The organism is Paraburkholderia humisilvae, from assembly GCF_902859855.1.
GTDB lineage: Bacteria > Pseudomonadota > Gammaproteobacteria > Burkholderiales > Burkholderiaceae > Paraburkholderia > Paraburkholderia humisilvae.
Genome location: NZ_CADIKH010000026.1, coordinates 84,496 through 106,770, shown reverse-complemented (window position 1 = coordinate 106,770; position 22,275 = coordinate 84,496). Strand labels below are relative to the sequence as shown.

General features: G+C 62.2%; 20 protein-coding genes and 1 pseudogene. 13 read left to right on the top strand and 8 right to left on the bottom strand.

The features are described from left to right. Nucleotides 1-376: pseudogene (locus HV796_RS25175) on the bottom strand (type II secretion system protein GspE); the annotation flags it as partial. Beyond that, entirely contained in the window at nucleotides 373-2,769 is a 2,397-nt protein-coding gene (gene gspD, locus HV796_RS25170; protein ID WP_425497100.1) for a type II secretion system secretin GspD, read from the bottom strand. The pseudogene HV796_RS25175 and the gene gspD, both read right to left, overlap by 4 nt. Before the next feature lie 629 nt (nucleotides 2,770-3,398). Here gspD and HV796_RS25165 point away from each other — a divergent pair. After that, a complete protein-coding gene (locus HV796_RS25165; RefSeq protein ID WP_175229214.1) occupies nucleotides 3,399-3,854 on the top strand; it encodes a lytic transglycosylase domain-containing protein in 456 nt (151 codons plus the stop codon). A 274-nt stretch (nucleotides 3,855-4,128) separates the two neighbouring features. Continuing rightward, a complete protein-coding gene (locus HV796_RS25160; RefSeq protein ID WP_175229213.1) occupies nucleotides 4,129-5,433 on the top strand; it encodes a GTP-binding protein in 1,305 nt (434 codons plus the stop codon). A 162-nt stretch (nucleotides 5,434-5,595) separates the two neighbouring features. Here HV796_RS25160 and HV796_RS25155 read toward each other — a convergent pair whose 3' ends face one another. Further along, on the bottom strand, nucleotides 5,596-5,874 hold the full coding sequence (locus HV796_RS25155; protein WP_018441348.1) for an HU family DNA-binding protein: 279 nt from the start codon (nucleotides 5,872-5,874) through the stop codon (nucleotides 5,596-5,598). Nucleotides 5,875-6,297: 423 nt separating this feature from the next. Between HV796_RS25155 and mnmC the strand changes: the two genes are divergently transcribed. The 9 genes from mnmC (at nucleotide 6,298) to HV796_RS25110 (ending at nucleotide 16,559) form a co-directional block, all read left to right on the top strand. Beyond that, complete coding sequence (mnmC, locus tag HV796_RS25150; protein ID WP_175229212.1) at nucleotides 6,298-8,289, top strand: bifunctional tRNA (5-methylaminomethyl-2-thiouridine)(34)-methyltransferase MnmC2/FAD-dependent 5-carboxymethylaminomethyl-2-thiouridine(34) oxidoreductase MnmC1; 1,992 nt, start codon at nucleotides 6,298-6,300, stop codon at nucleotides 8,287-8,289. 863 nt (nucleotides 8,290-9,152) lie between these two features. Then, entirely contained in the window at nucleotides 9,153-10,355 is a 1,203-nt protein-coding gene (locus tag HV796_RS25145; protein ID WP_175229211.1) for a cation:proton antiporter, read from the top strand. Between the two features lie 49 nt (nucleotides 10,356-10,404). Then, a complete protein-coding gene (locus tag HV796_RS25140; protein WP_175229210.1) occupies nucleotides 10,405-11,520 on the top strand; it encodes a YbdK family carboxylate-amine ligase in 1,116 nt (371 codons plus the stop codon). A gap of 687 nt (nucleotides 11,521-12,207) precedes the next feature. Further along, on the top strand, nucleotides 12,208-12,852 hold the full coding sequence (locus tag HV796_RS25135; protein ID WP_175229209.1) for a MarR family winged helix-turn-helix transcriptional regulator: 645 nt from the start codon (nucleotides 12,208-12,210) through the stop codon (nucleotides 12,850-12,852). Nucleotides 12,853-13,069: 217 nt separating this feature from the next. After that, nucleotides 13,070-13,783: a glutamine amidotransferase gene (locus HV796_RS25130; RefSeq protein ID WP_175229208.1), complete on the top strand. Its 714-nt coding sequence runs from the start codon at nucleotides 13,070-13,072 to the stop codon at nucleotides 13,781-13,783. Nucleotides 13,784-13,820: 37 nt separating this feature from the next. Next, entirely contained in the window at nucleotides 13,821-14,543 is a 723-nt protein-coding gene (locus HV796_RS25125) for an MOSC domain-containing protein (RefSeq protein WP_175229207.1), read from the top strand. A gap of 113 nt (nucleotides 14,544-14,656) precedes the next feature. Beyond that, nucleotides 14,657-15,769: an NADH:flavin oxidoreductase/NADH oxidase gene (locus tag HV796_RS25120; RefSeq protein ID WP_175229206.1), complete on the top strand. Its 1,113-nt coding sequence runs from the start codon at nucleotides 14,657-14,659 to the stop codon at nucleotides 15,767-15,769. Between the two features lie 46 nt (nucleotides 15,770-15,815). After that, on the top strand, nucleotides 15,816-15,956 hold the full coding sequence (locus HV796_RS25115; RefSeq protein ID WP_175229205.1) for a hypothetical protein: 141 nt from the start codon (nucleotides 15,816-15,818) through the stop codon (nucleotides 15,954-15,956). Between the two features lie 114 nt (nucleotides 15,957-16,070). Then, on the top strand, nucleotides 16,071-16,559 hold the full coding sequence (locus HV796_RS25110; protein WP_175229204.1) for an SET domain-containing protein: 489 nt from the start codon (nucleotides 16,071-16,073) through the stop codon (nucleotides 16,557-16,559). Nucleotides 16,560-16,634: 75 nt separating this feature from the next. Here HV796_RS25110 and HV796_RS25105 read toward each other — a convergent pair whose 3' ends face one another. Together HV796_RS25105 and HV796_RS25100 are read right to left on the bottom strand one after the other, a co-directional pair. Further along, on the bottom strand, nucleotides 16,635-18,206 hold the full coding sequence (locus HV796_RS25105; RefSeq protein ID WP_175229203.1) for a sensor histidine kinase: 1,572 nt from the start codon (nucleotides 18,204-18,206) through the stop codon (nucleotides 16,635-16,637). A 258-nt stretch (nucleotides 18,207-18,464) separates the two neighbouring features. Next, complete coding sequence (locus tag HV796_RS25100; RefSeq protein WP_074262960.1) at nucleotides 18,465-19,151, bottom strand: response regulator transcription factor; 687 nt, start codon at nucleotides 19,149-19,151, stop codon at nucleotides 18,465-18,467. 108 nt (nucleotides 19,152-19,259) lie between these two features. On the opposite strand from HV796_RS25100, the gene HV796_RS25095 reads away from it, so the two are divergent. Continuing rightward, on the top strand, nucleotides 19,260-19,484 hold the full coding sequence (locus HV796_RS25095; RefSeq protein ID WP_175229202.1) for a DUF3717 domain-containing protein: 225 nt from the start codon (nucleotides 19,260-19,262) through the stop codon (nucleotides 19,482-19,484). 65 nt (nucleotides 19,485-19,549) lie between these two features. Here HV796_RS25095 and HV796_RS25090 read toward each other — a convergent pair whose 3' ends face one another. Then, nucleotides 19,550-19,846, bottom strand: a complete 297-nt coding sequence (locus HV796_RS25090; protein WP_175229201.1) for a 4a-hydroxytetrahydrobiopterin dehydratase — start codon at nucleotides 19,844-19,846, stop codon at nucleotides 19,550-19,552. Between the two features lie 171 nt (nucleotides 19,847-20,017). Here HV796_RS25090 and HV796_RS25085 point away from each other — a divergent pair, with 171 nt between their 5' ends. Beyond that, nucleotides 20,018-20,509, top strand: coding sequence for an Lrp/AsnC family transcriptional regulator (locus HV796_RS25085; RefSeq protein ID WP_175229200.1), 492 nt, complete (start codon nucleotides 20,018-20,020; stop codon nucleotides 20,507-20,509). Nucleotides 20,510-20,538: 29 nt separating this feature from the next. Here HV796_RS25085 and HV796_RS25080 read toward each other — a convergent pair whose 3' ends face one another. Beyond that, entirely contained in the window at nucleotides 20,539-21,075 is a 537-nt protein-coding gene (locus tag HV796_RS25080; RefSeq protein WP_175229199.1) for a class IV adenylate cyclase, read from the bottom strand. Between the two features lie 239 nt (nucleotides 21,076-21,314). Beyond that, the gene (locus tag HV796_RS25075; RefSeq protein ID WP_175229198.1) at nucleotides 21,315-22,214 is read right to left on the bottom strand and encodes a LysR family transcriptional regulator; all 900 of its coding nucleotides are present in this window, start codon (nucleotides 22,212-22,214) and stop codon (nucleotides 21,315-21,317) included. Nucleotides 22,215-22,275: the final 61 nt, after the last annotated feature.

The window sequence follows — 22,275 nt, the reverse complement described above, 5'->3', positions numbered from 1 at the left end:
TCAGCCGCGACAGATCGACTTCGCCTTCCACTTCTCCGACCACCTGCGCGGCGCTGCCGTCCTGGCGCGAATACGCGGCGTTAATGGCCTGCGCGAGTTCGTCGGCGGGCATCCGCACGACCGACAGCACACCGAGATTGCGCGCGACTTCAGCGAGCGCCGCGTCGCTGGTGCGTTCGCTGATCCACACTTCGAGCCCGTCCGCATGCTGGTGCGCGACCAGGATCTGGCCGGTCCTTGCAAAGCTGTACGGGACGAGCCGCGCCGCGAGCGGCGAGGGCGCCGCGCGCTCGCCGGCGGCCGGCAACGTGCCCCGCTCGCTGGCGGGATCGCCGCCCGAACGAGGATCCGCTGCCTGTGCAAGCGCCTGTGTCACGGCTGCGCTCCCGGAGACTGGAGGCCCGGTGCGGTGTTGGTCGCCGGCGGCATCTGCGCAGGGGCCGGGACCGGCATCTGCGCCGGCGCTGGCGTCGGAGCCTGTGCCGGCGCAAGGGCTGGAGCCTGCGCCGGAACCTGACCTTGGGCCGGCACCGTGGCCTGGCTCGGAGACGGAACCTGCGCCGGCGCCGGCACCACCGCTGGCGGCGCCATCTGCTGACGCCGCATCTCATCGAGATTGAACAGATTCAAGGCCGGCGACGCACCCTGGCTAGGACCCAGCGGCATCGACGGAAGCACCGGGTCGTCCTTGTCCTTGATCAGGTTGTTGTCCGACTTGTACGCGCCCAGCACGCCCTGAACATAGTCATAGCGATTCGACGTCACCGCCTGCGTGGTGGCGTTGTCCGTGAGAATCACGGGCCGCAGGAACACCATCAGGTTCGTCTTTGTGCGGTTCTTTTGCTCCGAGCGGAACAACTGCCCGATCCACGGAATGTCGCCGAGCAGCGGCACCTTGCTGTTGCTGGTTCCGTAGTTATCCTGCATCAGGCCGCCCAGCACGATAATCTCGCCGTTGTCGCAGAGTACCGTCGACTGCACCGAGCGTTTGGTGAACTCCGGACCCGCAGGGTTGGTCGCCGCGTTGTTCGTGCCCGCCACGATCGCTGAGTCTTCCGTGTAAAGCTGCAACTTCAGAATGCCGCCGTCGGTGATTTGCGGCTTCACGTGCAGCACGATGCCGACGTCGACGCGGTCGAACGTGTTGAACGCATTGGACGTGCTGCCGCTGGTCAGGTTGGAGAACGAACCCGTCGTGATCGGTACGTTCGTGCCAACGACAATCTTCGCTTCCTCGTTGTCCAGCGTAATCAGGTTAGGCGTGGACAGCACGTTGGCGTCCTGGTTCGTCGACAGCGCCTGCAGCAACGCGCCGAGCCCCTGCACGCCGAAAATATTGTGAATCCAGCCGATGTTCAGGCCATTCTGGATCCCCTGACCTGCAAGTGCCGCGGCAAGACCGGGGGGCGTCCCCGCGGCTGCGGCGGCCGTCAGATTGATGATGCTGTTCGGCGGGAAATTGGTGCCGGCGAACAGCGAATTGTTCGCGACCTGCCACTGAATGCCGAGACTGCCGCTCGTGGTCGAGTTCAGCTCGACAATCAGCGCCTCGATGTACACCTGGGTGCGGCGTGCATCGAGTTGCGCGATCACCGAGCGCAGATTGCGGTACACCGGTTCCGGCGCGGTGATAATCAGCGAATTCGTCGCGGCGTCGGCCTGGATCATGCCGCCCGCCGGATTGTCCTCGTCGCCATCCTTGTCGCTGCTGAGAAACGGCGCGTTGCCGCCGGCGCCACCGCCGCTGCCGCCATACGACGAACCGCTGCTGCCGCCAAATGAGCTGCCGCCGCTCATCGAGGAAGTGCCGAACGAGCTCGATCCGCCCGGCAGCGGCGGCGTGCCGGACGTACCGGTCGAACTGCCGCCGCCCTGACCCTGGCTGAACGAACTCGCGCCACCGCCTCCTGCGCCGGCGCCACCCCCCGAAGAGCTGTCGCCGCCCTTGCCAAGCATGCCGCGCAAGGTTTTCGCGAGCTTGACCGCATCCGCGTTGCGCAATGCGACGACGTGCATGTTGCCCGGTTCGGTGGTTGGCGCATCGAGTTGCTTCGCGAGCGTCTTCGCCGCGTTAAGCCGCGCGATGTTCGAGGCCCGCAGCAACAGCGAATTGGTGCGCGGATCGGCGGACACCGACACCTTCAGCGTCGCGTCCGTGCTGCCGATCGCGCCCGGATCCATGATTTTCGAAAGCTGTGGCGCGATGTCGAGTGCATTCGCGTTCTTCAGCGGCACGACCACCACCTGCTGCCCGGCCGCCGTATCGACGCCCGCGATGATCTGCGCAATGCGGCGCACATTGTCCGCGTAATCGGTGACGACCAGCGTGTTGTTGGCCGGATAGGCAGCAATCGTATTGTTCGGCGAGATCAGCGGCCGCAGGATCGGCAGCAGATTATTGGCCGACTCGTTCTTCAGTTCGAAAACCTGCGTGATGATCTGGTCGCCGCGCGCGGTCGGCGCATTGCCGACGTACGTCGGTACGCCTTGCAGCTTTGCATCGGCCTCCGGCACGACCTTCAGTACCCCATGATCCTGCACCAGCGAAAAGCCCTGCATCCGCAATGCGGATTGCAGGGTTTTGAGCGCCTGATCCTCCGGGACCGGATTCTCCGACACCAGATTGAGCTGACCTTTGACACGCGGGTCAACAATGATGGTTTTGCCCGTCGCGGCGCCGATGGCCTTCGCCACCTGGTCGATGTCGGCATTGACAAAGTTGAGCGTGACCTGCGCTTGCGCGACCTGCGCGGCGAACAGACCAGCCATCACCAGCGCCGTTGCCGAGCGACGCAATACAAAACGGTTTCTTCTCATGGATGTGAAATGAATGCCGGCGCGCTGCGCCGACTGTTCGCAGCGAATACCCCGGTAAGACATCGTCCCCGTCGTCGGCTGGCACACTCGATGGGTCTCGATGGCCATTCGGCCGCCAGCGCTCCGGTATTCGGAAAAGCAGGAACAGTAACAGCTTTTCGTGTCGGAAATGTCACAAAACTAAGTGGTTCCGTAAGACTCTCTCACGCCCACAGGCTCCGTAAGGGTTTGAAAGCCTTGAGCCTGGTTGCGTGCGCAATGACACACGGACGCCACGGTTTGCGCGGTATATGTCCGTCGGCCAACATTGACGCGCCGCTGACTGCCGGTATGATACGGGCGGTTCGATGCGGTGAAGACGCCTGGCTAGAGCGGGTTTTCCCCGATGGCGCGCTTTATTGGCGCCATACCGGGCTTTTTTTGTGAGCGCCCGCACCGTCTTTACTTTCGATTTTTGATTTGCTTAGTCATCTTGATTGGTCGCTGTGAGTCAGTTGTCTGTGCCGTTGCTGGTCCGTTTGTCTGATTGCCGTTGACGGTTCGCCGTTAAAACTGTTTACCATTTACTTTGCTATCGCCCGATGAAGCCGACTCTTCTGACCGTTACCGCCGCCCTCGCCGCGCTACTCGCGGCCGGCAACGCACGGGCGGACTGCTTCGACGAAGCGGCCCAGTACCAGAAGGTGAACCCGCTGATTCTCCGGGCGATCGCATGGCAGGAATCGCATAACCGGCCCGATGCGCTCCATAAGAACGCCGACGGCTCGACCGACTACGGTGTGATGCAGATCAACTCGGTGCATCTGCCGGTGCTTGCTCAATATGGCATTTCCAGCGGCACGCTGATGGAGCCGTGCAAGAACGTCTACATCGCCGCCTGGCATCTGCGCCAGAAGATGAACAAATACGGCAACACCTGGCAGGCAGTCGGCGCGTATCACTCGGAAACACCCGCGCTGCGCGACAAGTACGCCCGGCAGATCGTCGCGATTTTGCAGAAGTGGAATCTGATGCCGCCGTCGAAGGGACCGGGGTAAGCGGGATGAGCGGTATAGGACCTGAACGAACGCTGCGCGCATTTTAACCTAACTCACCTAAGCGCAACGGCATCCCGATATTTGATGCACAATGCGGCTTCGCGCCGCGGTTGCCCGTTTGCGTCGCTATCGCAGCGAAACGCCGCTAACGGCCAAAAAGCGGCAAGACGCGCTCCGGCAGAACCCCGACGCATCTTGCGCTGGCCGAAATTCCGGCCGCACACTCGCTTCCTGACCGATACTTCGGTTTTCCGATCACGTTTTCCGTATTGCGATGAACCAGCCGCCCCTACCCGTCACCGTGCTCTCCGGTTTTCTGGGTGCCGGCAAGACCACGCTCCTCAATCACATTCTCGCGAACCGCGCCGGGTTGCGCGTGGCCGTCATCGTCAATGATCTGGCCGCGGTCAACATCGACGCCACGCTGGTGCGCGATGCCGCCGAGTTGTCGCACGTCGAGGAGCAGCTCGTCGAAATGTCGAACGGCTGCATCTGCTGCACGCTACGCGACGACCTGCTTGCCGAGATCCGGCGTCTTGCGGAACAACAGCGATTCGATGCAATCCTGATCGAATCGACCGGCGTTGCCGAGCCGATGCCGATCGCCGAAACCTTCACGTTCGTCGACGACGACGGCGCGTCGCTAGCCGACGTCGCGCGGCTCGACACGATGGTCACAGTCGTCGACGCGTTCAATTTCCTGCGCGACTACGCTTGTGCCGACGGACTGGCCGAGCGCGGTATCGCGGCATCGGAGGAAGACGATCGCACGCTCGTCGAACTGCTGATCGACCAGATCGAGTTTTGCGACGTGCTGGTCGTGAACAAGGCGGATCTGGTCAGCGCGGACGAACTGGCGAAGCTGCAACGCATCCTCGCGCAGATCAATCCGCGCGCCGCGCAAATCGTGAGTCGCTTCGGTGAAGTGCCGCTTGGCGAGGTGATCGACACGAAGCGCTTCGATTTCGATAGCGCGTCGAATGCGCCGGGTTGGCTCGCGTCGCTGCATCACGACCACGACCATGCCGGCGAAGCCGATCAATACGGAATCGGCCATTTCATCTATCGCGCGCGCCGGCCGTTTCATCCGGAACGGCTGTGGGCGCTGATGCACGAAGAATGGCAAGGTATCCTGCGCACCAAAGGTTTTTTCTGGCTGGCGACTCGCAACGATATGGGCGGCATGTTGTCGCAAGCGGGCGGCGCGTGCCGGCATGGGCCGGCCGGCACCTGGTGGGCGGCGCAGGATCGCAGTGAATGGCCGGACGGCGCCGACGAACTGATGGCCGAAATCGTCGCGGACTGGCACGGCGAGCTCGACGATACGACAATCGGCGATCGCCGTCAGGAGCTGGTGATGATCGGCATCGACATCGATCCGGCGCACTGGCAGGCGAAGTTCGACGCGTGCCTGCTGACCGATGACGAATACGCGCTGGGCCCTGAAGGCTGGCTTCAGTTCGCCGACCCATTCCCATCCTGGGACGCCAATTTCGACGAGAGCGACGCGCACGACCACAGCCACGATCACGATGACCATCATGGCGAAGGCGAAATCGTGCATCGTGATCCGCACTGAGCAGGCAGGGCGGCAACGGTTCGATTGCCGATTGCTTCGGCTGGCTGAATGCCGGCTACCGTCGCTCATCGCCCCTGCGTATCGATCCGGAAAGTCGCAGGCAAAAAAAACCCGCCGAGCGGCGGGTGTCAACACATGACGCGAAGCTAAAGAAAAGCTCGCTTAACGCTTGTTGACTGCGTCCTTGAATGCTTTGCCGGCGGTGAACTTGACCGTCTTGGCCGCCGGAATCTTGATGGTTTCGCCGGTCTTCGGGTTGCGGCCCGTACGTGCTGCGCGCTTGCCCGAACCGAAGCTGCCGAAGCCGATCAACTGAACTGAGTCACCCTTCGACACTGCCTTCTTGATCACTTCGAGGAGCGTATCCAGCGTTTCGCCGGTTTGAGCCTTGCTGGCGCCCGTCTGTCCTGCGACGGCGTCGATCAGTTCCTGTTTGTTCATTAAGGTTCCTTTCTGGTTTAGGTTGACACGAACAGCGCGAACGCGCCGATTATACGTGCGCGCGCCGCGCCGTCGAGCAGCGACGGCTTGGGAATTCCCCGACCTAAGCAGCGCGCTGCCGCACTGCATCGAACACCGTGCTGCCGCTTCCCTCGCGGCGCTTGCTATGATAGCTCAGCGCAAACCCAATCAGGACAAGGGTTTCGAAGAATTACATCGCGCTTTGCCCGATCCAGCATGGAAACCGGCAAATTGCGCTCGGATAGCGCCGTATTCGCACTCCAGGCCGGGTTTCGACGCAGTTCAGCGTTGGTTTTTGCCAACGTTTTGAGCAGTCGAGCCGCCGCAAGACGCCCGCTGCAAGCCGTTCCAGCAAGGTTTCGCGCAGCACCGGTTCCGAACCGCCGACTGTTTTTCGCCAGCATGACCGCTTCCCTGACACCCGCTAAGCTCGTTTTTCGGACGGACGGCACCCCTTACTCGCCGCTGCACGACGACGTTTATCACAGCGCCGCCGGCGCGTTTGCGCAGGCCCGCCACGTGTTTCTGCAGGGCAACGCGCTGCCCGAACGATGGCGCGCCCGCCGGGTATTCAGCGTTCTTGAGACCGGCTTTGGGCTAGGCGTCAATTTTCTGGCGACATGGGCGCACTGGCGCGCGGATCCGGCGCGCTGCGAACGGCTGCATTTCGTGTCGATCGAGAAGCATCCGTTTTCGCAAGCGGATTTGCGCACCGCACACGAAGCGATCGTTGCGGATGCATCAATCGCGAAGCTATCGCGCGCACTCGTGGATGCGTGGCCGATGCTGGTGCCGGGCATGCACCGGCTCGAATTCGAAAACGGCCACGTCACGCTTACGCTTGTATTCGGTGACGCACAGCACACGCTGCCGTCACTATGGATGCGTGCCGACGCGTTCTACCTCGACGGGTTTGCGCCCGCTAAGAATCCGGATCTGTGGAGCCCTGAGGTTTTCAGATCGCTCACTCGCGTCGCAGCCGACGACGCGACCTTCGCGACCTACTCGAGCGCCGGCGACGTCAAACGCGGGCTCACACAAGCGGGCTTCGAATGCCGCAAGGTCGAAGGTTTCGCCGGTAAGCGCGCGATGCTCGTCGGCCGCTTCGCGCCGCGCTGGCGCGTTCGGCGCTACGAACCGCCGGTTGCGCTTTCCGTCAGCGAGCGGCACGCGATTGTCATCGGCGCGGGACTGGCCGGTTGCGCACTAACCGAACGGCTCGCCGCGCGCGGTTGGCACATCACTTTGCTCGAGCGGCATCACGCCGCGGCGCGCGAAGCATCCGGCAATCCGGCAGGCGTATTCCATCCGATGCTATCGCGTGATGACAGCGTCGCATCGCGTATCACACGCGCAGGTTTTCTCTACACGTTACGGCGCTGGTCGATGCTGGAGACTTCAGCGTGGCGTCCCGCGCGCGGTAGCGAAGGCCTGTTGCAGATCGCCGAATCGGAAGACGAAGCGCGGGCCTTCGCACAAGTGCTTGCGGCGCTTGGCTATCCACCCGAGTTCGTGATTCCCGTTTCGCGCGATGACGCCGCACGGATCGCCGGCGTACCGGTCGCACGTGGCGGCTGCTATTTCCGTCATGGTGGCTGGGTTGACCCTGCGCAGTTGTGTGCAGCGCAATGCGCGAGCGCCGGCCAGCGCCTCGAGCGGCGTTACGGCGTTCAAGCGGCGCGAATCGAACGCTCAGGCGATCAATGGACCGTGTTCGACGGCGCTGGACAAACGCTTGCCCGCGCGCCGGTCGTGATCATGGCCAATGCTCACGACGCGGCGCGTCTCGCGGGTTTGAATCACGCGCCGACACGCAGCGTGCGCGGGCAGCTGACGTTGGTGCCGAACGGCACGCTGGCAGGACTACGCGTTCCGGTGATCGGCGAAGGCTACGCGGTGCCGCTCGCCGAAGGCAGCACACTTGCCGGCGCGACCTACGACATCGACGACCCGGATACGGCGCTGCGCGCCGAAGCACATATCGAAAACATCGAGCGTGTGGCACAGATGCTGCCTTCGCTAGCCGACGGGTCCATGCGCGTACCCATTGAAGCCGGCGAATTCCTCACATCACCCACATTGACCGGACGCGTCGCATTTCGCTGCGTGACGAGCGACCGCTTGCCGATGATCGGCACCCTGGCCGACGAAACCGCCGCGATCGCCGATGCCGCGAAGCTACGCGGCGCGTGGCCGCGCGACTTGCCACGTGCGAGCGGACTCTGCGGTGCATTTGCGTTCGGGTCTCGCGGGCTTGTCTGGGCGGCGCTTGGCGCCGAACTGATTGCGTCGCAACTGGAAGGCGAACCGTGGCCGATCGAGCGCGAACTGGCCGAAGCCATCGATCCTGCTCGTTTCCTGCTGCGTGCGTTGCGGCACGACGCTTTTGAGTAAGCGGTTTGCCCAGGCGAAGGACCGACCCCGGTTATCCACTCGGGTTTGTGGATAACCGGTCGAATTCAACGCGAAACGCGTGTGGAATCGATGTGGACGTAAACGGGGTAAGTGGGAGTCTGCCCGTTAAAGGCCAAAAGTTACCCGCAGAAGCCACCCACGCGCGCACACGCTTTACGATCGGTTATGCGCGCTTCAAGCCAATGATTTGGTTTGGTAAACCGGCGTTGTCCACAAAAGCGACGCACCCTTGTTAACTTCTACTACGTATACATACAGGTAAACCTTTGAATAGCAGACCCATGGTCGGTCGGCCGAGTGCGTTCGTCGCAAACTTTCGGAAAAAAACCGAGCCCAAACCAGAAGCCACTGCCGACTGCCGAATCGATTGCAGGCGCAACCTTTTGACGGTAGAACCGCCCCCGGTACATGCCAACAAAGGTCGCTTTTTCCTGTTGTTATCCAGATCGCGTACGTTTTACCGTCTTTGACGGTAAGTTCGACGCTTTTGCAACCGCTTCCGGAAAGCTATGGCACAATCGCCGTTCTTCACGCGTCGAGTGCCGCCTTGGGTGGCGCAGCGCACCTAAGGAACGGTTGCCGCTTCATCAGAATCTGATCCGAAAGTCGACGGCGTTCTATCCCCCGTGTCGACGCCGCTTGTAGTGACCGCGGTGTCGGCGTGTTCGTCCTGTTTTTCACCCGATCGTTGACAACGCGCAACGCAGGTCGGCGCGAAGCGATCACTGCAACGAACCCGCTTCGCACCTGGCCCGGGGCTGGCTCAGGGTTTTGCTCATCGGCGAATCCCTTTGCGCCGACCGGGGCCTGTTGCGGTTGTTGCCCAAGGAGAACCCACCACGATGAAGTCGGCGTTTTCATTCTTTCCCGCCTGGCCTCTGACGCCCGATGCGCTGTTCTGGGCAGGGCTCGCGCTGCTCGCCGCGGGTCTGTGCGGCGAGTTGTGCTATCGCGCCTGGCATCTGCCGCGCATCTCCGGTTATGCAGTAATCGGTTTGATTGCCGGCGCCGCGGGGTCGGGCGTGATCGATGCGGAGTCAGCGAGCGCGGCACGCCCATTGCTCGACGTTGCGCTAGGGCTGTTGCTGTTCGAGCTCGGCAGCCGTCTGGACTTGCGCTGGATCCGCCGCAATCCGTGGCTGATCCTGTCTAGCATCGCGGAAGCGACGCTAACCTTCGTGCTGGTGCTGACCGTATTGCTGTTCGTGCACGTGCCGGTGATGACGGCGATGGTGCTCGCATCGATTGCCATGGCGACGTCGCCGGCGATGGTGATCCAGCTGAAAACCGAACTGCGCGCGGAAGGCCAGGTCACGCAGCGCCTGATGACGCTCACCGCGTTGAACAGCATGTACGCGGTCGTGATCGAAAAGCTCGCGTCGAGCTGGCTGCATCAGGAGGTCTATGGCAACGTGTTCGCGACGATCCTGCAGCCGCTCTATCTGCTGGTCGGCTCGTTGATCCTTGCGTATCTGCTGGCGCGTACCTGCACATTCTTTTATCGACGCGTGAACATGCAGGACGAGCATTCGTTCGTCGCGCTGTTCGGGCTCGTGCTGCTGGCGATCGCCATTGCTCAGGTGTTCAAGCTGTCGACGATTCTCGCGCTGCTTGCCGCCGGCATCATCGTGAAGAATCTGGAAGCGCGCCCGCAACTGTGGCCGCAGCATTTCGGCACCGCAGGGTGGCTGCTCACCGTGATCCTGTTCGTGCTCACGCTCACGACGTTCGAATGGCGCGATATCGCGCTCGGCGGTGTGGCGGCCTGTGGGCTGATCGTCGCGCGGCTTGTCGGCAAGATGGTCGGCGTGCTCATGTTCGCGAAGCCGAGCGGGCTGAACTGGAAGCAGGGCGCCGCGCTCGGGCTGTCGTTGTCGCCAATGTCCGCGCTCGCCTATTTGCTGGTGGACGATACCTATACGCTGTATCCGAATTTTGACCCGAAGCTTCGCGCGGTCGTGATGTGCTCAATCGTCGTGCTGCAGCTTGTCGGGCCGTGGCTCGTTTACCGAAGCCTTGCACTGGTCGGTGAACGGCGCGAATAAGTTAGCCATACCAGGAACACGAACACGTAACCCAGAGTCAAGGGACACCATGTCACTCGAACCCTTCGTCGATTCGAAACCGTTCACCTTCGGTATCGAACTCGAAATGCAGATTGTGAACACGCATGACTATGATCTGACCAAAGCGGCGTCGGATCTGCTGCGCCTGATCAAGGACGAGAAAATTCCCGGCAATATCACGCCGGAAATCACCGAAAGCATGATCGAGTTGTCGACCGGCATTTGCACGTCGCACGAACAGGCCATTACCGATCTGCGCACGATTCGCGACACGCTGGTTGCCGCGGCGGATCGCCTGAACGTCGGTCTGTGCGGTGGCGGCACGCATGCGTTCCAGCAGTGGAGCGAACGGCAGATCGTCGATACGCCGCGTTTTCAGTACCTGTCCGAACTCTACGGTTATCTCGCGAAGCAGTTCACGGTGTTCGGCCAGCACGTGCATATCGGCTGCCCCGATTCAGACAGCGCGCTGTTTCTGCTTCATTCGATGTCCCGATTCATTCCGCATTTCATTGCACTGTCAGCTTCGTCTCCGTATGTGCAGGGCGTCGACACGGGTTTTCATTCGGCACGTCTGAATTCGGTGTTTGCGTTTCCGTTGTCGGGCCGCGCGCCGTTCGTGCTGACGTGGGACAGCTTCGAAGAGTACTTCTCGAAGATGGTCCACACGGGCGTTGTCAACAGCATGAAAGATTTCTATTGGGACATCCGCCCCAAGCCCGGCTTCGGCACGATCGAAGTGCGTGTGATGGATACGCCGCTCTCGGTTGATCGCGCGGCGGCGATTGCCTGCTATATCCAGACGCTCGCGCGCCATCTTCTTCTGGATAAGCCCCTTACGCCAAAAGAGGACGACTACCTCGTCTATACATTTAACCGTTTCGAGGCATGCCGGTTTGGCCTCGCGGGCACCTGTATCGATCCGCAGACCGGGGAACGCCGGACCATTTCGGAAGACATCATTCAAACACTCGATCAGATCGCGCCGCATGCCGAAGTATTGGGTTCGATGAAGGCGCTCGACGAGATCGGCTCGATCGCGCGTGGCCAGGTCAACGACGCGACGTGGTTGCGAAGCGTCTACAGCCATGAAAAATCACTTCACGAAGCGGTGCGTCAGCAGTGTCTGCAGTGGCGTGCCTGACGCATACAACGGCCGAAGTCATTTTCTGTCATCTTGATGAACCCGCTTCCAGCGGGTTTTTTCGTTTAAACGGTCCCAGCTTCGGGCTCCGAGCTTCTTTCCAATGTTTACATATACAAACGTAGTAGTAGTTAACAAGCATTGCACTTGCCTGTGGACAACAGAATAATCTCCTGAAAAGTCAAAGCACTGCGTAAATCATAACCATATGGAGCGGGGCTGGACCGTGGTGGGTAACCGCGGGTAACCTGGTTAAGTAATTGACCGCGGCGACCGTTATCAAATATTCACGCACAGGCGGTCACAAGTCTTTTCCCGTGGTTATCCACAGATTGCGTTGGACAACTTAGCTGTACGATTTGCCGCTCTCGAATAGAATGACGACTTCGCTGCAGTGAATGGTCCCGCTGCATCCGGTTTGAGGTTGATCCAACAGCAGGTCCAACGACAGTTCCATCGTCGGGTCCAGCGGGTTCGGAGGGTCAACCGGGTGCAATGGTCGCTGCGGACAAAAAGAGAGTGTGCGACTCTCCAATAACACGCCGGGACAGGCGTGCAGAGCAGGAAATTTTTGAGATAGTAGGAATCGGCTCGCCGGCTTTTCTGGCGGGACAACCCCACACGGCTGCCGGCGCGTTGCGTTGAAGTCAACACGCTGCGGCACGCTGTCATAACCAACGAATGACTATGAGCGAAGGCGTTTACGGAGAGCAGGCTACCGGGCGGGTGACCCACAGCCTGTTGCGACTCAGCACGGCAATGCGTAGCCAGGCATGGGAATGGGCGGAAGGCGCAGGCCTCACGCCCACCCAGGGCGAAATCCTTGTGCTGCTGATGCAGCGCAAGGGCCCGATGCGTCTCGGCGAGATCGCACGTGAAACGGCATTGACCGCCGCGACGACGAGCGATGCGGTGAGCACGCTGGAAGGCAAAGGCCTTGTCGAGAAGCGGCGGGCGCTGGATGACGGTCGCGCACTCGCGGTCCGTCTGACGGCGCGCGGGCGCACGGCCGCCAAGCGCGCGGCGCAATGGCCCGACTTCCTGTCGAAGGCAGTCGGTACGTTGCGCGACGATGAACAGGCCATGTTCTATCGCACGCTGCTGAAGACGGTCCGGCAACTGGAAGTGCAAGGCCACATCCCGGCACACCGGATGTGCGTGACCTGCTCGCATTTCGAACCCAGCAAGAATCCGAAGAAGTCGTTGCACCGCTGCGCGCTGCTCGACATCACGATGTCGGATACCGACCTGCGGCTCGATTGCTCGGTCCACGAAACCGCGGATATCGCGACGCAAAAGAAAACCTGGAAGATCTTCGCGCAGCAGGCCTGACACCGCTGACTTGCGGAGCCGGCTTGCGGCGGCAGCGTTTGACGTTTGACGCTGCGTGAAGACGCCAGGGGTAACGAAGTAGCGGGGCCGATGGAATGCTCCGAGCCCTGCTGCTTCGCAATGCGGTTGCGACGTCGTATCAGGCGGCGTTGCGCGGTGAGCTTTCTCGCATTGGCGGGACGGCGCCTCTTTTGTCAACGTGATGTGGGATGTGCCGATGAATCACGAAGTTCTGGCCATTCGCCATGTGCACTTCGAAGATCTGGGCAGTCTCGAACGCGTGCTGGGCGACCGTGGCTGGCCAGTGCGTTATCTCGACGTCGGGTTCGCGCGCATCGAGGCGCCGGATCCGGTCGCGCCGTCGCTGATGGTCGTGCTCGGCGGCCCGATCGGCGCCTATGACGACGAGCGCTACCCGACGCTCGGGCCACTCCTTTCGATGATCGAAAGACGCGTCGCAGCAGGTTTGCCGACGCTCGGCATCTGCCTTGGCGCGCAGCTGATCGCGCGTGCGATGGGCGCGCGCGTGTATCCGTCGGGGCACGCGGAAATCGGCTGGACGCCGCTGACCTTGACCGACGCCGGACGGATGTCACCGATTCGTCATCTGGATGGCAACCTGACGTCGATGCTGCATTGGCACGGCGATACGTTCGACTTGCCGTTGGGTGCGACGCGGCTTGCGTCTACGTCTCTTTGCGAGAACCAGGCATTTTCGTTCGGCAATCACGTACTCGGTTTGCAATGCCATCCTGAGATTCGCACCGAGCGGTTCGAACCCTGGCTGATCGGCCATGCGAGCGAGCTGGCTGCGCACGGCTTGAGCGTGCAGCAATTGCGCGCGGATACCGCGCACTTCGGTCCATCGCTCGAGGTCGCCGCATGGCGGATGTTCGACGAATGGCTCGATCAGCTCGACACGCGGTCGTAACGGATATCCTTCGGATCCCCTCTCTCCCGTTAGCGCTATGAACAACCCTGTTTGCCGCGTCGACGCCGTACTGACCGGCAAGGTTGCGCCGCTGGGCGACTTCGGCAAGACCAGCGCAATCGACAAGTATCCGGTGGCTGCGCGTATTCGTCTTGGTGAAACGGGGCTCGACGGCGACGAACAGGCCGAACGCAAGCATCATGGTGGGCCGGAGAAAGCATTGCATCACTATCCATTCGACCACTACGCCGCCTGGCGTAGCGAATGGGAAAGCGGCGGCAGCGAGGCTGCAATCGGTCTTGCACGCATGGCAGCATGCGGCGCGTTCGGCGAAAACCTTAGTACGCGCGGCATGACTGAAGCGAACGTATGCGTCGGCGATGTCTACCGGATCGGCGCGGCGATCGTGCAGATCTCGCAACCGCGTCAGCCATGCTGGAAACTGAACCTGCGCTTTGCCCGCGACAACATGTCGCGGCGCGTTCAGCAGACGCTTCGCACCGGCTGGTATTACCGCGTGCTCGAAGCCGGCGAAATCGGCGCCGGCGATCGGATCGAGCGGCTTGCGCGTGTGCATGCGGACTGGACGATCGCGCGGTTGTTACGCGTGCTGTATGTCGAACGCGATGATCGCGCGGCGCTCGAGCAGATGGCGAATCTGGAAACCCTGACACCTTCGTGGCGTGCGACTGCCGCAAAACGTCTCGCGAGTGGCACCGTCGAGTCGTGGACCCGTAGACTCGACACGCCGGCGAGCTGACTGAACGCTCCCGCGCACAGGCGCGGGAAGCGTGTCCGGACTCGTCTGCAGCTGTCTTGGGCAGGTGCTATTCTCGAACGCTCCTTCCTCCCCGTGCGTCCGGACCCCATCCTATGAGCGCCTTGTTCTCTCCACTCACGCTGCGTAGCGTGACGCTGCCGAATCGCATCGTCGTCTCCCCGATGTGCCAGTACTCCGCCGAACGCGGCGAAGCGACCGCATGGCACATGATCCATCTCGGACATCTCGCGCTGTCCGGCGCGGGTCTTCTGTGCATCGAAGCAACCGCCGTCGAACCGGACGGACGCATCACACCGGGCGATCTCGGCCTGTGGGACGATGTGACCGAAGCGGCGCTCGTGCCGGTGCTGGCGGCAATCCGCAAGCATTCCGACATTCCGGTCGCGATGCAGCTGGCGCATGCCGGCCGCAAAGCATCGAGCCACGCGCCGTGGGACGGCGGACAGCTGATTGCGGTGTCCGAAGGCGGCTGGCTACCGCATGCGCCTTCAGCGTTGCCGCACAAGGCCGGCGAAGAGTCGCCTCTGGCGCTCGACTATCCAGGGCTGAACCGTATTCGCGATGCCTTTGGCGCTGCGACGCGGCGCGCGGCACGGCTAGGCATCGATGCGATCGAGATCCACTGCGCGCACGGTTATCTGCTGCACGAATTCCTTTCGCCGATCGCGAACCAGCGCGGCGACGAGTATGGCGGTTCGCTCGACAACCGGATGCGCTTTCCACTCGAGATTTTCGACATCGTGCGTGCCGCATTCCCGGCTGATAAACCGGTCGGCGTACGTGTATCGGCGGTTGACTGGGTCGATGGCGGCCTGACGATCGATGCGACGATCGCGTTCGCGCAGGAACTGAAGAAGCGCGGCTGCGACTGGATCGACGCGTCGAGCGGCGGCGTATCGCCGTTACAGAAGATTCCGCTCGAGCCGGGCTATCAGGCGCCGTTCGCGAAGGAGATCAGGCAGGCGACCGGCCTGCCGACAATCGCGGTCGGTTTGATCAGCGATCCCGAACACGCGAACCGGCTCATCGAAGACGGCGATGCCGATCTCGTCGCGATGGCGCGCGCCATGCTGTACGATCCGCGCTGGCCATGGCATGCAGCCGCGCAGCTCGGCGCGTCGGTGAAGGCGCCGCCGCAGTATTGGCGTTCGCAGCCGCGCGAACAGAAGGCGTTGTTCGGCGATATTTCGTTCGGGCAGCGCTGACGTTGCGGAGTTCTCGCGGGAAGCGGCGCACGGCATGCGCCGACGCTTGAACGAAGCCGTCCCGAACGTGTACGATGCCGGTTGTGATGCGGTTGCGCATCACCAGTCGACGCGGCGCCAGCAAGGCGCCGCGTTTGCTATCCAGGTCAGGAAAGCGGCGCGAGGCCGTGCGGGGCTGATCGGGTAGCAGCGGCGCACGAACAGAGCGAGGTCATGCAATCGGGTATCAGGAACCGGTCAAGGCCCGCAAGAGCCGGAACAGACGGGAAGTCCACCTTAGGTTTTAAGAAGGATTCATTCAATGAGTTCACGCAGGATCGCCGTGCGCCAATCGGGCGTTCATGGCAAAGGCGTGTTTGCCCTCGAACCGATCACCACGGGCGAGCGCCTGATCGAATACAAGGGGGAGCGGATCTCGTGGAAAGAGGCTCTGCGGCGTCATCCGCATAATCCGGACGAACCGAATCACACGTTTTACTTCGCGCTCGACAATGGCGGCGTGATCGACGGCAAGGTCAACGGCAATAGCGCGCGCTGGATCAATCACTCATGCGCGCCGAATTGCGAAGCGGAAGAGATCGACGGGCACGTGTATATCGCGGCGATTCGCGATATCGAAGCCGGCGAAGAGCTGTTTTACGACTATGGGCTCGTCATCGACGCGCGCCAGACCAAGAAGCTCAAGCGCGAATACGAATGCCGGTGTGGTGCGCGCAAGTGCCGCGGCACGATGCTCGCACCGGCGGAAAAGGACGCGAAGGAAAAGAAAAGCAAGAAGAAAAAGAAGTGACCATTGGCGACGGGCCTGCAGCGGGCCGTTCACCAGTTCGCCGCCGTTTCACTGCCGCTTGAATGGTCACTGCGGTTATAGATCGATCGGCGCGTTATGCGCCGATTTTTTTGCATCCTGAGGGGCCGTCGCCTCGGACGTCGCTTCGGGTACGCCGCGCTCCGCGCGGCTAGCGTCCGTGTTGGCCTGATCCTTGTCCGGATCGCGCCGGGTCGTGCCAAGTACGATCGGAATCCGCACGATGAAACGCGCGCCGCCTTCGGGCGCGTCTTCGTAATGCACGCTGCCGTGGTGCAGCACCATGATGTCATGGACGATCGCAAGCCCGAGACCCGCGCCACCGTCCACGCCGCTTAGTGTCTCGCCATGCCGGTCACCGCGGAAGAACCGCTTGAAGAGATCCGGCTGCTGGGTCGCCGGCACGCCAGGACCGTTGTCGTCGACAGTCAGCTCCGCCATGCTTATGCCGTCGATCACCATCTGTTCGACGGTCATCGTGATGCGGCCGCCATGCAGGCGCGAGAGCGGCACATACTTCAGCGCATTGTCGAGCAGGTTCGCAATCACTTCGCGCAGCAGCACCGGATTGCCGCGCGCAATAAGCGGGCGGTCATTCGATGGATCGTCGAGACGCTGGAAGCCAAGGTCGACATGTACGGCGAGTGCGCGCGGCACCCATTCGGCGCCTGTATCGAAGGCGAGCGCGGCGATGTCGATATTAACGAAGCGCGCGGCCTGTTCACCCGGCTCCGCGCGCGCGAGCGACAGCAACTGGTTCGATAGCCGCACCGCGCGGTCCGCCGCGGCGCGCAGTTCACGAACTGCGGCGAGTGTCTGTTGCGGGTCGCGCGCGACCGCGGCTTGCTCCGCGTGCAGCTTCACCGCGGTGAGCGGCGTGCGCAATTGATGCGCCGCATCCGCGATAAATTTGCGTTGCGAATCGAGTGCGGCTTTCAGGCGGTCGAGCAGACCGTTGAGTGCACCGGTCAGCGGCCGGATTTCGACCGGCACGTAGGTTTCGTCGACCGGTTCCAGCGATGTGTGGGTCTGCCGGTTCAGCGAATCGGCGAGGTCGGTGAGCGGATTCAGCTGCTGGTTCACGACGCGCCAGACGATCACCCAGCCCGCGAGCAGCAGCAGCAGCAGCGGCATCATGATCGCGATCAGGAATTCGGCGGCGATCCGGAAGCGATGCCGCACCGGTTGGCCGACTTCGATCACGATTGGGTTGCCAACCGGCTGATCGACGCGCACCTGCGCAACGCGTACCGTCACGCCGTTGTGCTCCGTTTCGAATACATAGGCGTAGTGCATGCGCCGCACGCTGGTGCCTTGCAGCGGCAGGTTCGGATCGCCGGCGATCTCGGTGTCGCCGTTGCTGATCCGGTAGACGAGATGCTCGACCGGGTCCGAGAACATCGCCTGCGCGAGCGGCGGCACGGCGATGCGCGCGTTGGGGCCGGCGATCTGGATCTGCTTGGAAATCGCGGTCGCCAGATCGGCCAGCGACCGGTCGACGACATGCTGCGTGTATTGCCACGCGAGCCAGTACGCGATCAGGCCGCTCATCAGCGCGAGCAGCGACAAAGGAGCGGCGAGGCGGCGCAGCAACGAGCGGCGCAGACTGTTCGCGGCCGGATAGGACATGCTCGAACCCGCGAAAGAACAAATACGGCGAAGAACCGCGAGAAATAACCCGCGGGCGTCGACCGCGGGCCCGTTACACCCATGAACGGCGGCAAAGCACCGCCGGCGGGTTCACGTCGCCGTGTTGACGTGAAGCACGGCGCGGTGCAGGGCGCCTGACGTCTGGGACACGCTTGCGGTGCCGGCGGCGGACGGGCCAAACCGGCACTCGCGCAATGCGCGTCGCCAGGCCGTCAGGCGACTGCGGTCATGCAGCCATTATGCAGCCTGACGGATCTCTTGCAGCAAATAACCGAAACCGCGCACCGTGACGATCTCGACGCGGCAGTTTTCGAGCTTTTTGCGGACCCGGTGGACATAGACTTCGATCGCGGTGTCGCCGAGATCGCCGCCGAAGTGCGTCAGGTGATCCTGCAGTTGCGCCTTGCTGACCACGCGGCCATGACGCAGCAGCAGCATTTCGAGTACCGCGAACTCGCGCGGCGACAACTCGAGCGGCTTGTCGTCATTGAAGATGCGACGATCGACGCCCGACAGGCGCACGCCGCCGAGCGACACTTCCGGGCGCGGCATATCGCCGTGCGGGCCGCTGCGGCGCATCACGGCGCGGATGCGCGCCTCGAGCTCGGCGGGTTCGAACGGCTTCAGCATATAGTCGTCCGCGCCGGAGTTCAGGCCTTGCACACGGTCGTTCAATTCGTCGCGGGCGGTCAGCACGATGACCGGCGTATGCCGGTTGCTCTGGCGAAACCGCGACAGCAACGTCATGCCATCGATGCCGGGCAAGCCCAGATCGAGGATCACGAGCTCGTGACGGTTTTGCGTGAGAGCCTGTTCGGCAAAGATGCCGTCGTGGACCATGTCGACCGTGAAGCCGGCTTGTTCGAGGCTGCTTTGGATGCCGCGTGCGATGGGGCGGTCATCTTCAATCAGAAGGAGTCGCATGGGTTTCGCTCAAGTACAATGGGTTAGGCATGTCAGGCACGCGGTTCGCCGGTGCGCCTGCTACACAGGAGGCCGCCGCATGCCGCGGCGGGGATGATCACGAAAGTCATGTCCGAAATCACGATCAACGAACTCGAAGCCGCAATCAACTTCTGGCGTGCCCGTTCACCTTCAAAAGGCGACGAACTGGCACTGTGCGAGGAGGCAAACGCGCTCTCCAAGCCATATGCGTTGATGATTGTACAGCGACAGCACCTGGTGTCGCAGGAAGCGTTGGACGGGGCTGCACGGGACGCTTGGAACTCTTACGTTCGCCTTAAGAATGGCCTTTAGAAGTGAAGGTTTGGTGGCCTGAATACCTCCAAAATCCTTTCACCGCATGCGACGCGGATGAATGATCAGTCACGGTTCACGACGCTATCGATAAAGCGTGCGAGTTCGACATCCCGCCCGGTAATGCCGTTCGCGTCATGCGTCGACAGCGTGATTCGCACCTTGTTGTAGACATTGAACCATTCCGGATGGTGATCCATTTCCTGGGCCTTGATGGCCACGCGCGTCATGAAGCCGAATGCTTCGTTGAAGTCGGCGAACTCGATATTTCGCTCGATTGCATCGCGATTCGCGGCGCTTTGCCAGTCCTTCAACTCGCGCAGTTGCGCAGCACGTTCGTCGGGGCTTAATTTGCGGCTCATCGGCGAGTCTCCGGGGCATCAGCCCATCGTATAAGACCGTTCTATTCTTTCACGGAAGAAAATACCCTGCAGTGAGCTGGGCAATGCGGCAGGTGTGGCGCGCGAACGCTCGCTGGCTTGATCCGATGCGATAATTGCGCGTTAAATCGGCGGAATATGCGGGGAAATTCTATGATGGAGCTCGATCATTTCGATCTCGCGCTGCTCGATGTGCTCCAGCGCTTCGGTCGCGCGACCCATCAGCAGCTTGGCGAGCAGGTGCCGCTGTCGCCCTCGCAGATCGGCCGGCGCTTGCAGCGGCTTGAGGCGATCGGCGTCGTCGACGGGTATCGCGTCGTGCTGCGGCCCGAAAAGCTGGGTCTTGGCGTGACCGCGTTCACGAGCCTGAAGCTCAAGCACCACGGCGATTCGATCATCGAACAGTTTCAGCAGCAGATCGACGCGTTGCCGGAAGTGCTCGAATGTCACGCGGTGGTCGGCGATGCGGACTATTTATTGCGCATCGTCGCGCCGGATCTGACCGCGCTGTCCGCGTTCGTGATGAAGAAACTGATGCGCGTGCCCGGGGTCGATAGCGTGCGCTCGAACATCGTGCTGACCACGTTCAAGCGCAATGGGCCATTGCCGCTCGGGCATCTGTCGCCGGGCACCGCGGCCGAATAGCCGAAATGGCCGGCTGCGCCCGGCGCCGCTCAGGCTACCTTCAACGGCTCCTGCACCGGATTCAGCAGGTCGACATAAGCGACCGCCACCAGATCCGACTCCGGCACACCCAGCTTCCTGAACATGGCGTGAGCTTCGGCTTCGCCGCCTTCTTCGTCGTCGTCCTGCGCGAGCACGACTTCGAGCTCGATGAAGTCGCCGAGCCCATCGACGCGATCCAGATGGATCCGCGTGCGGCCCACCAGATACACATGCCGTTCCTTCGATATGACGCAACGCGTCGTCAACGCGGTCGCGAGCAGCGCGTGCATCGCGTCGGCATTGGTCACCGGGCTTCTCGTGTAATACGAAACCTTTGGACCGTCGCGGTCGTCGCGCTGATAGAAGATCAGTTCGGCTGGCGTGCCGTCGTCGAACTGGCGCAGCTTCAGGCGGCCGCGCGGCACGTCGTAGAAGCTGTCCTGCTGTCGGAAGATCAACGGAGCATCAGGCGAAAGGGCGGCGGCGCGCTCGCGAAGCAAGTCGAACTGGGGGGCGCGGGCTTTGATTTCGATGTTGCGGGCCATGTAGAGCTCCTGTTGAGAGAGTCGGCGGTTGACAGACAAAAAGCACGAACGTCCCGGAGTCCATCGAGCGCGGACGGCGGCGATCTGCGTTTGCGCAGATCAATGCGTGCCGGATACCGGACGAAGGGCCAAACGGGAGAAAACGGGAGAGCGGCAGAAGACGGGGAACCGACAATCTAGCAAAAAGCGCGTGACCCCGCGTTGACGCGGCGGACATCCGCAACTGACATGAGCGTCGCTCATATCGCCCACTGCGCGTCGATCAGCTTCAATGCGGCTGCAATCGCAGGTTGATCCTTGCGCGCGGCTAGCGTGATGAAACTGAGTTCGGTCGGAACGGTGATCCCTTCGACGATCGTCAACGCGTGCGCATGGGCCTCGGCGAGCGCCGTCGCATCGCGCGCCAGCGAAAGCCCGACTCCGGATTTGACCAGATCGAGCATCGACTGCTCCTGATCCACCTCGGCGACCTTCACGGGTTTGACGCCTGCTGCGGCAAAGCGCCGCGACAGCAGCCGGTTGTGCACCGACGCCGGCGGCGCCCAGATCCATGGCAGCGCGGCGAGCGCGCGCCAGTCGTGCGCCGCTTTCACGCGGTCTTTCCAGCCGGCCGGCGCCAGCACGCGGTATTGGAAGCGGATCAGCGTCAGCGTATGGAAGATCGCCGCGTCGCGTGGGTCATCATCGGCGGGCTGGCCGATGTAGTAGCCGACATCGAGTTCGCCCGCGCGAACCTGCTCGAGCACCCAGCCCGACATGCCGTGCCGCAAGGCGGTTTCGATATGCGGCCAGGTTTCCACCAACTGGCGCAAAAAGCCGCCGAGGCGTAGAAATTGAGGATCGAGGATCGTGCCGATGCGCAGCCGGCCGCGCACTTCGTGGCGTAATGTCGCCGCGGCGCGCTCCACGTCGCCGGCGGCGGCGAGCGCGCGTTCCGCGTGCGGCAGCAGCGCCTGGCCGTCGCGGGTCAACGTCAGACCGTGCGACGAGCGCGTAAATAGCGTCACGCCAAGGGCCTCCTGCAGATGTTTGATCTGCAGGCTGACGGCGGGTTGGGTCAGATGCAGCTGCGCGGCGGCGCGCGTCAGATTACCCTCGCGCGCGACTGTCGCAAATGCCCTAAGCAGTGTCAGGTCCATCCGCTGATATTAGCGCAGCTTATATCGCAATTGAGCAATACTCATTGGATTTCGCATCCGG

What these genes read in the sequence shown, in the direction of transcription:
- gspD (WP_425497100.1), bottom strand. Translation starts at nt 2,769, where the DNA reads ATGGCTGGTCTGTTCGCCGCGCAGGTCGCGCAAGCGCAGGTCACGCTC.
- HV796_RS25165 (WP_175229214.1), top strand. Translation starts at nt 3,399, where the DNA reads ATGAAGCCGACTCTTCTGACCGTTACCGCCGCCCTCGCCGCGCTACTC.
- HV796_RS25160 (WP_175229213.1), top strand. Translation starts at nt 4,129, where the DNA reads ATGAACCAGCCGCCCCTACCCGTCACCGTGCTCTCCGGTTTTCTGGGT.
- HV796_RS25155 (WP_018441348.1), bottom strand. Translation starts at nt 5,874, where the DNA reads ATGAACAAACAGGAACTGATCGACGCCGTCGCAGGACAGACGGGCGCC.
- mnmC (WP_175229212.1), top strand. Translation starts at nt 6,298, where the DNA reads ATGACCGCTTCCCTGACACCCGCTAAGCTCGTTTTTCGGACGGACGGC.
- HV796_RS25145 (WP_175229211.1), top strand. Translation starts at nt 9,153, where the DNA reads ATGAAGTCGGCGTTTTCATTCTTTCCCGCCTGGCCTCTGACGCCCGAT.
- HV796_RS25140 (WP_175229210.1), top strand. Translation starts at nt 10,405, where the DNA reads ATGTCACTCGAACCCTTCGTCGATTCGAAACCGTTCACCTTCGGTATC.
- HV796_RS25135 (WP_175229209.1), top strand. Translation starts at nt 12,208, where the DNA reads ATGAGCGAAGGCGTTTACGGAGAGCAGGCTACCGGGCGGGTGACCCAC.
- HV796_RS25130 (WP_175229208.1), top strand. Translation starts at nt 13,070, where the DNA reads ATGAATCACGAAGTTCTGGCCATTCGCCATGTGCACTTCGAAGATCTG.
- HV796_RS25125 (WP_175229207.1), top strand. Translation starts at nt 13,821, where the DNA reads ATGAACAACCCTGTTTGCCGCGTCGACGCCGTACTGACCGGCAAGGTT.
- HV796_RS25120 (WP_175229206.1), top strand. Translation starts at nt 14,657, where the DNA reads ATGAGCGCCTTGTTCTCTCCACTCACGCTGCGTAGCGTGACGCTGCCG.
- HV796_RS25110 (WP_175229204.1), top strand. Translation starts at nt 16,071, where the DNA reads ATGAGTTCACGCAGGATCGCCGTGCGCCAATCGGGCGTTCATGGCAAA.
- HV796_RS25105 (WP_175229203.1), bottom strand. Translation starts at nt 18,206, where the DNA reads ATGTCCTATCCGGCCGCGAACAGTCTGCGCCGCTCGTTGCTGCGCCGC.
- HV796_RS25100 (WP_074262960.1), bottom strand. Translation starts at nt 19,151, where the DNA reads ATGCGACTCCTTCTGATTGAAGATGACCGCCCCATCGCACGCGGCATC.
- HV796_RS25095 (WP_175229202.1), top strand. Translation starts at nt 19,260, where the DNA reads ATGTCCGAAATCACGATCAACGAACTCGAAGCCGCAATCAACTTCTGG.
- HV796_RS25090 (WP_175229201.1), bottom strand. Translation starts at nt 19,846, where the DNA reads ATGAGCCGCAAATTAAGCCCCGACGAACGTGCTGCGCAACTGCGCGAG.
- HV796_RS25085 (WP_175229200.1), top strand. Translation starts at nt 20,018, where the DNA reads ATGATGGAGCTCGATCATTTCGATCTCGCGCTGCTCGATGTGCTCCAG.
- HV796_RS25080 (WP_175229199.1), bottom strand. Translation starts at nt 21,075, where the DNA reads ATGGCCCGCAACATCGAAATCAAAGCCCGCGCCCCCCAGTTCGACTTG.
- HV796_RS25075 (WP_175229198.1), bottom strand. Translation starts at nt 22,214, where the DNA reads ATGGACCTGACACTGCTTAGGGCATTTGCGACAGTCGCGCGCGAGGGT.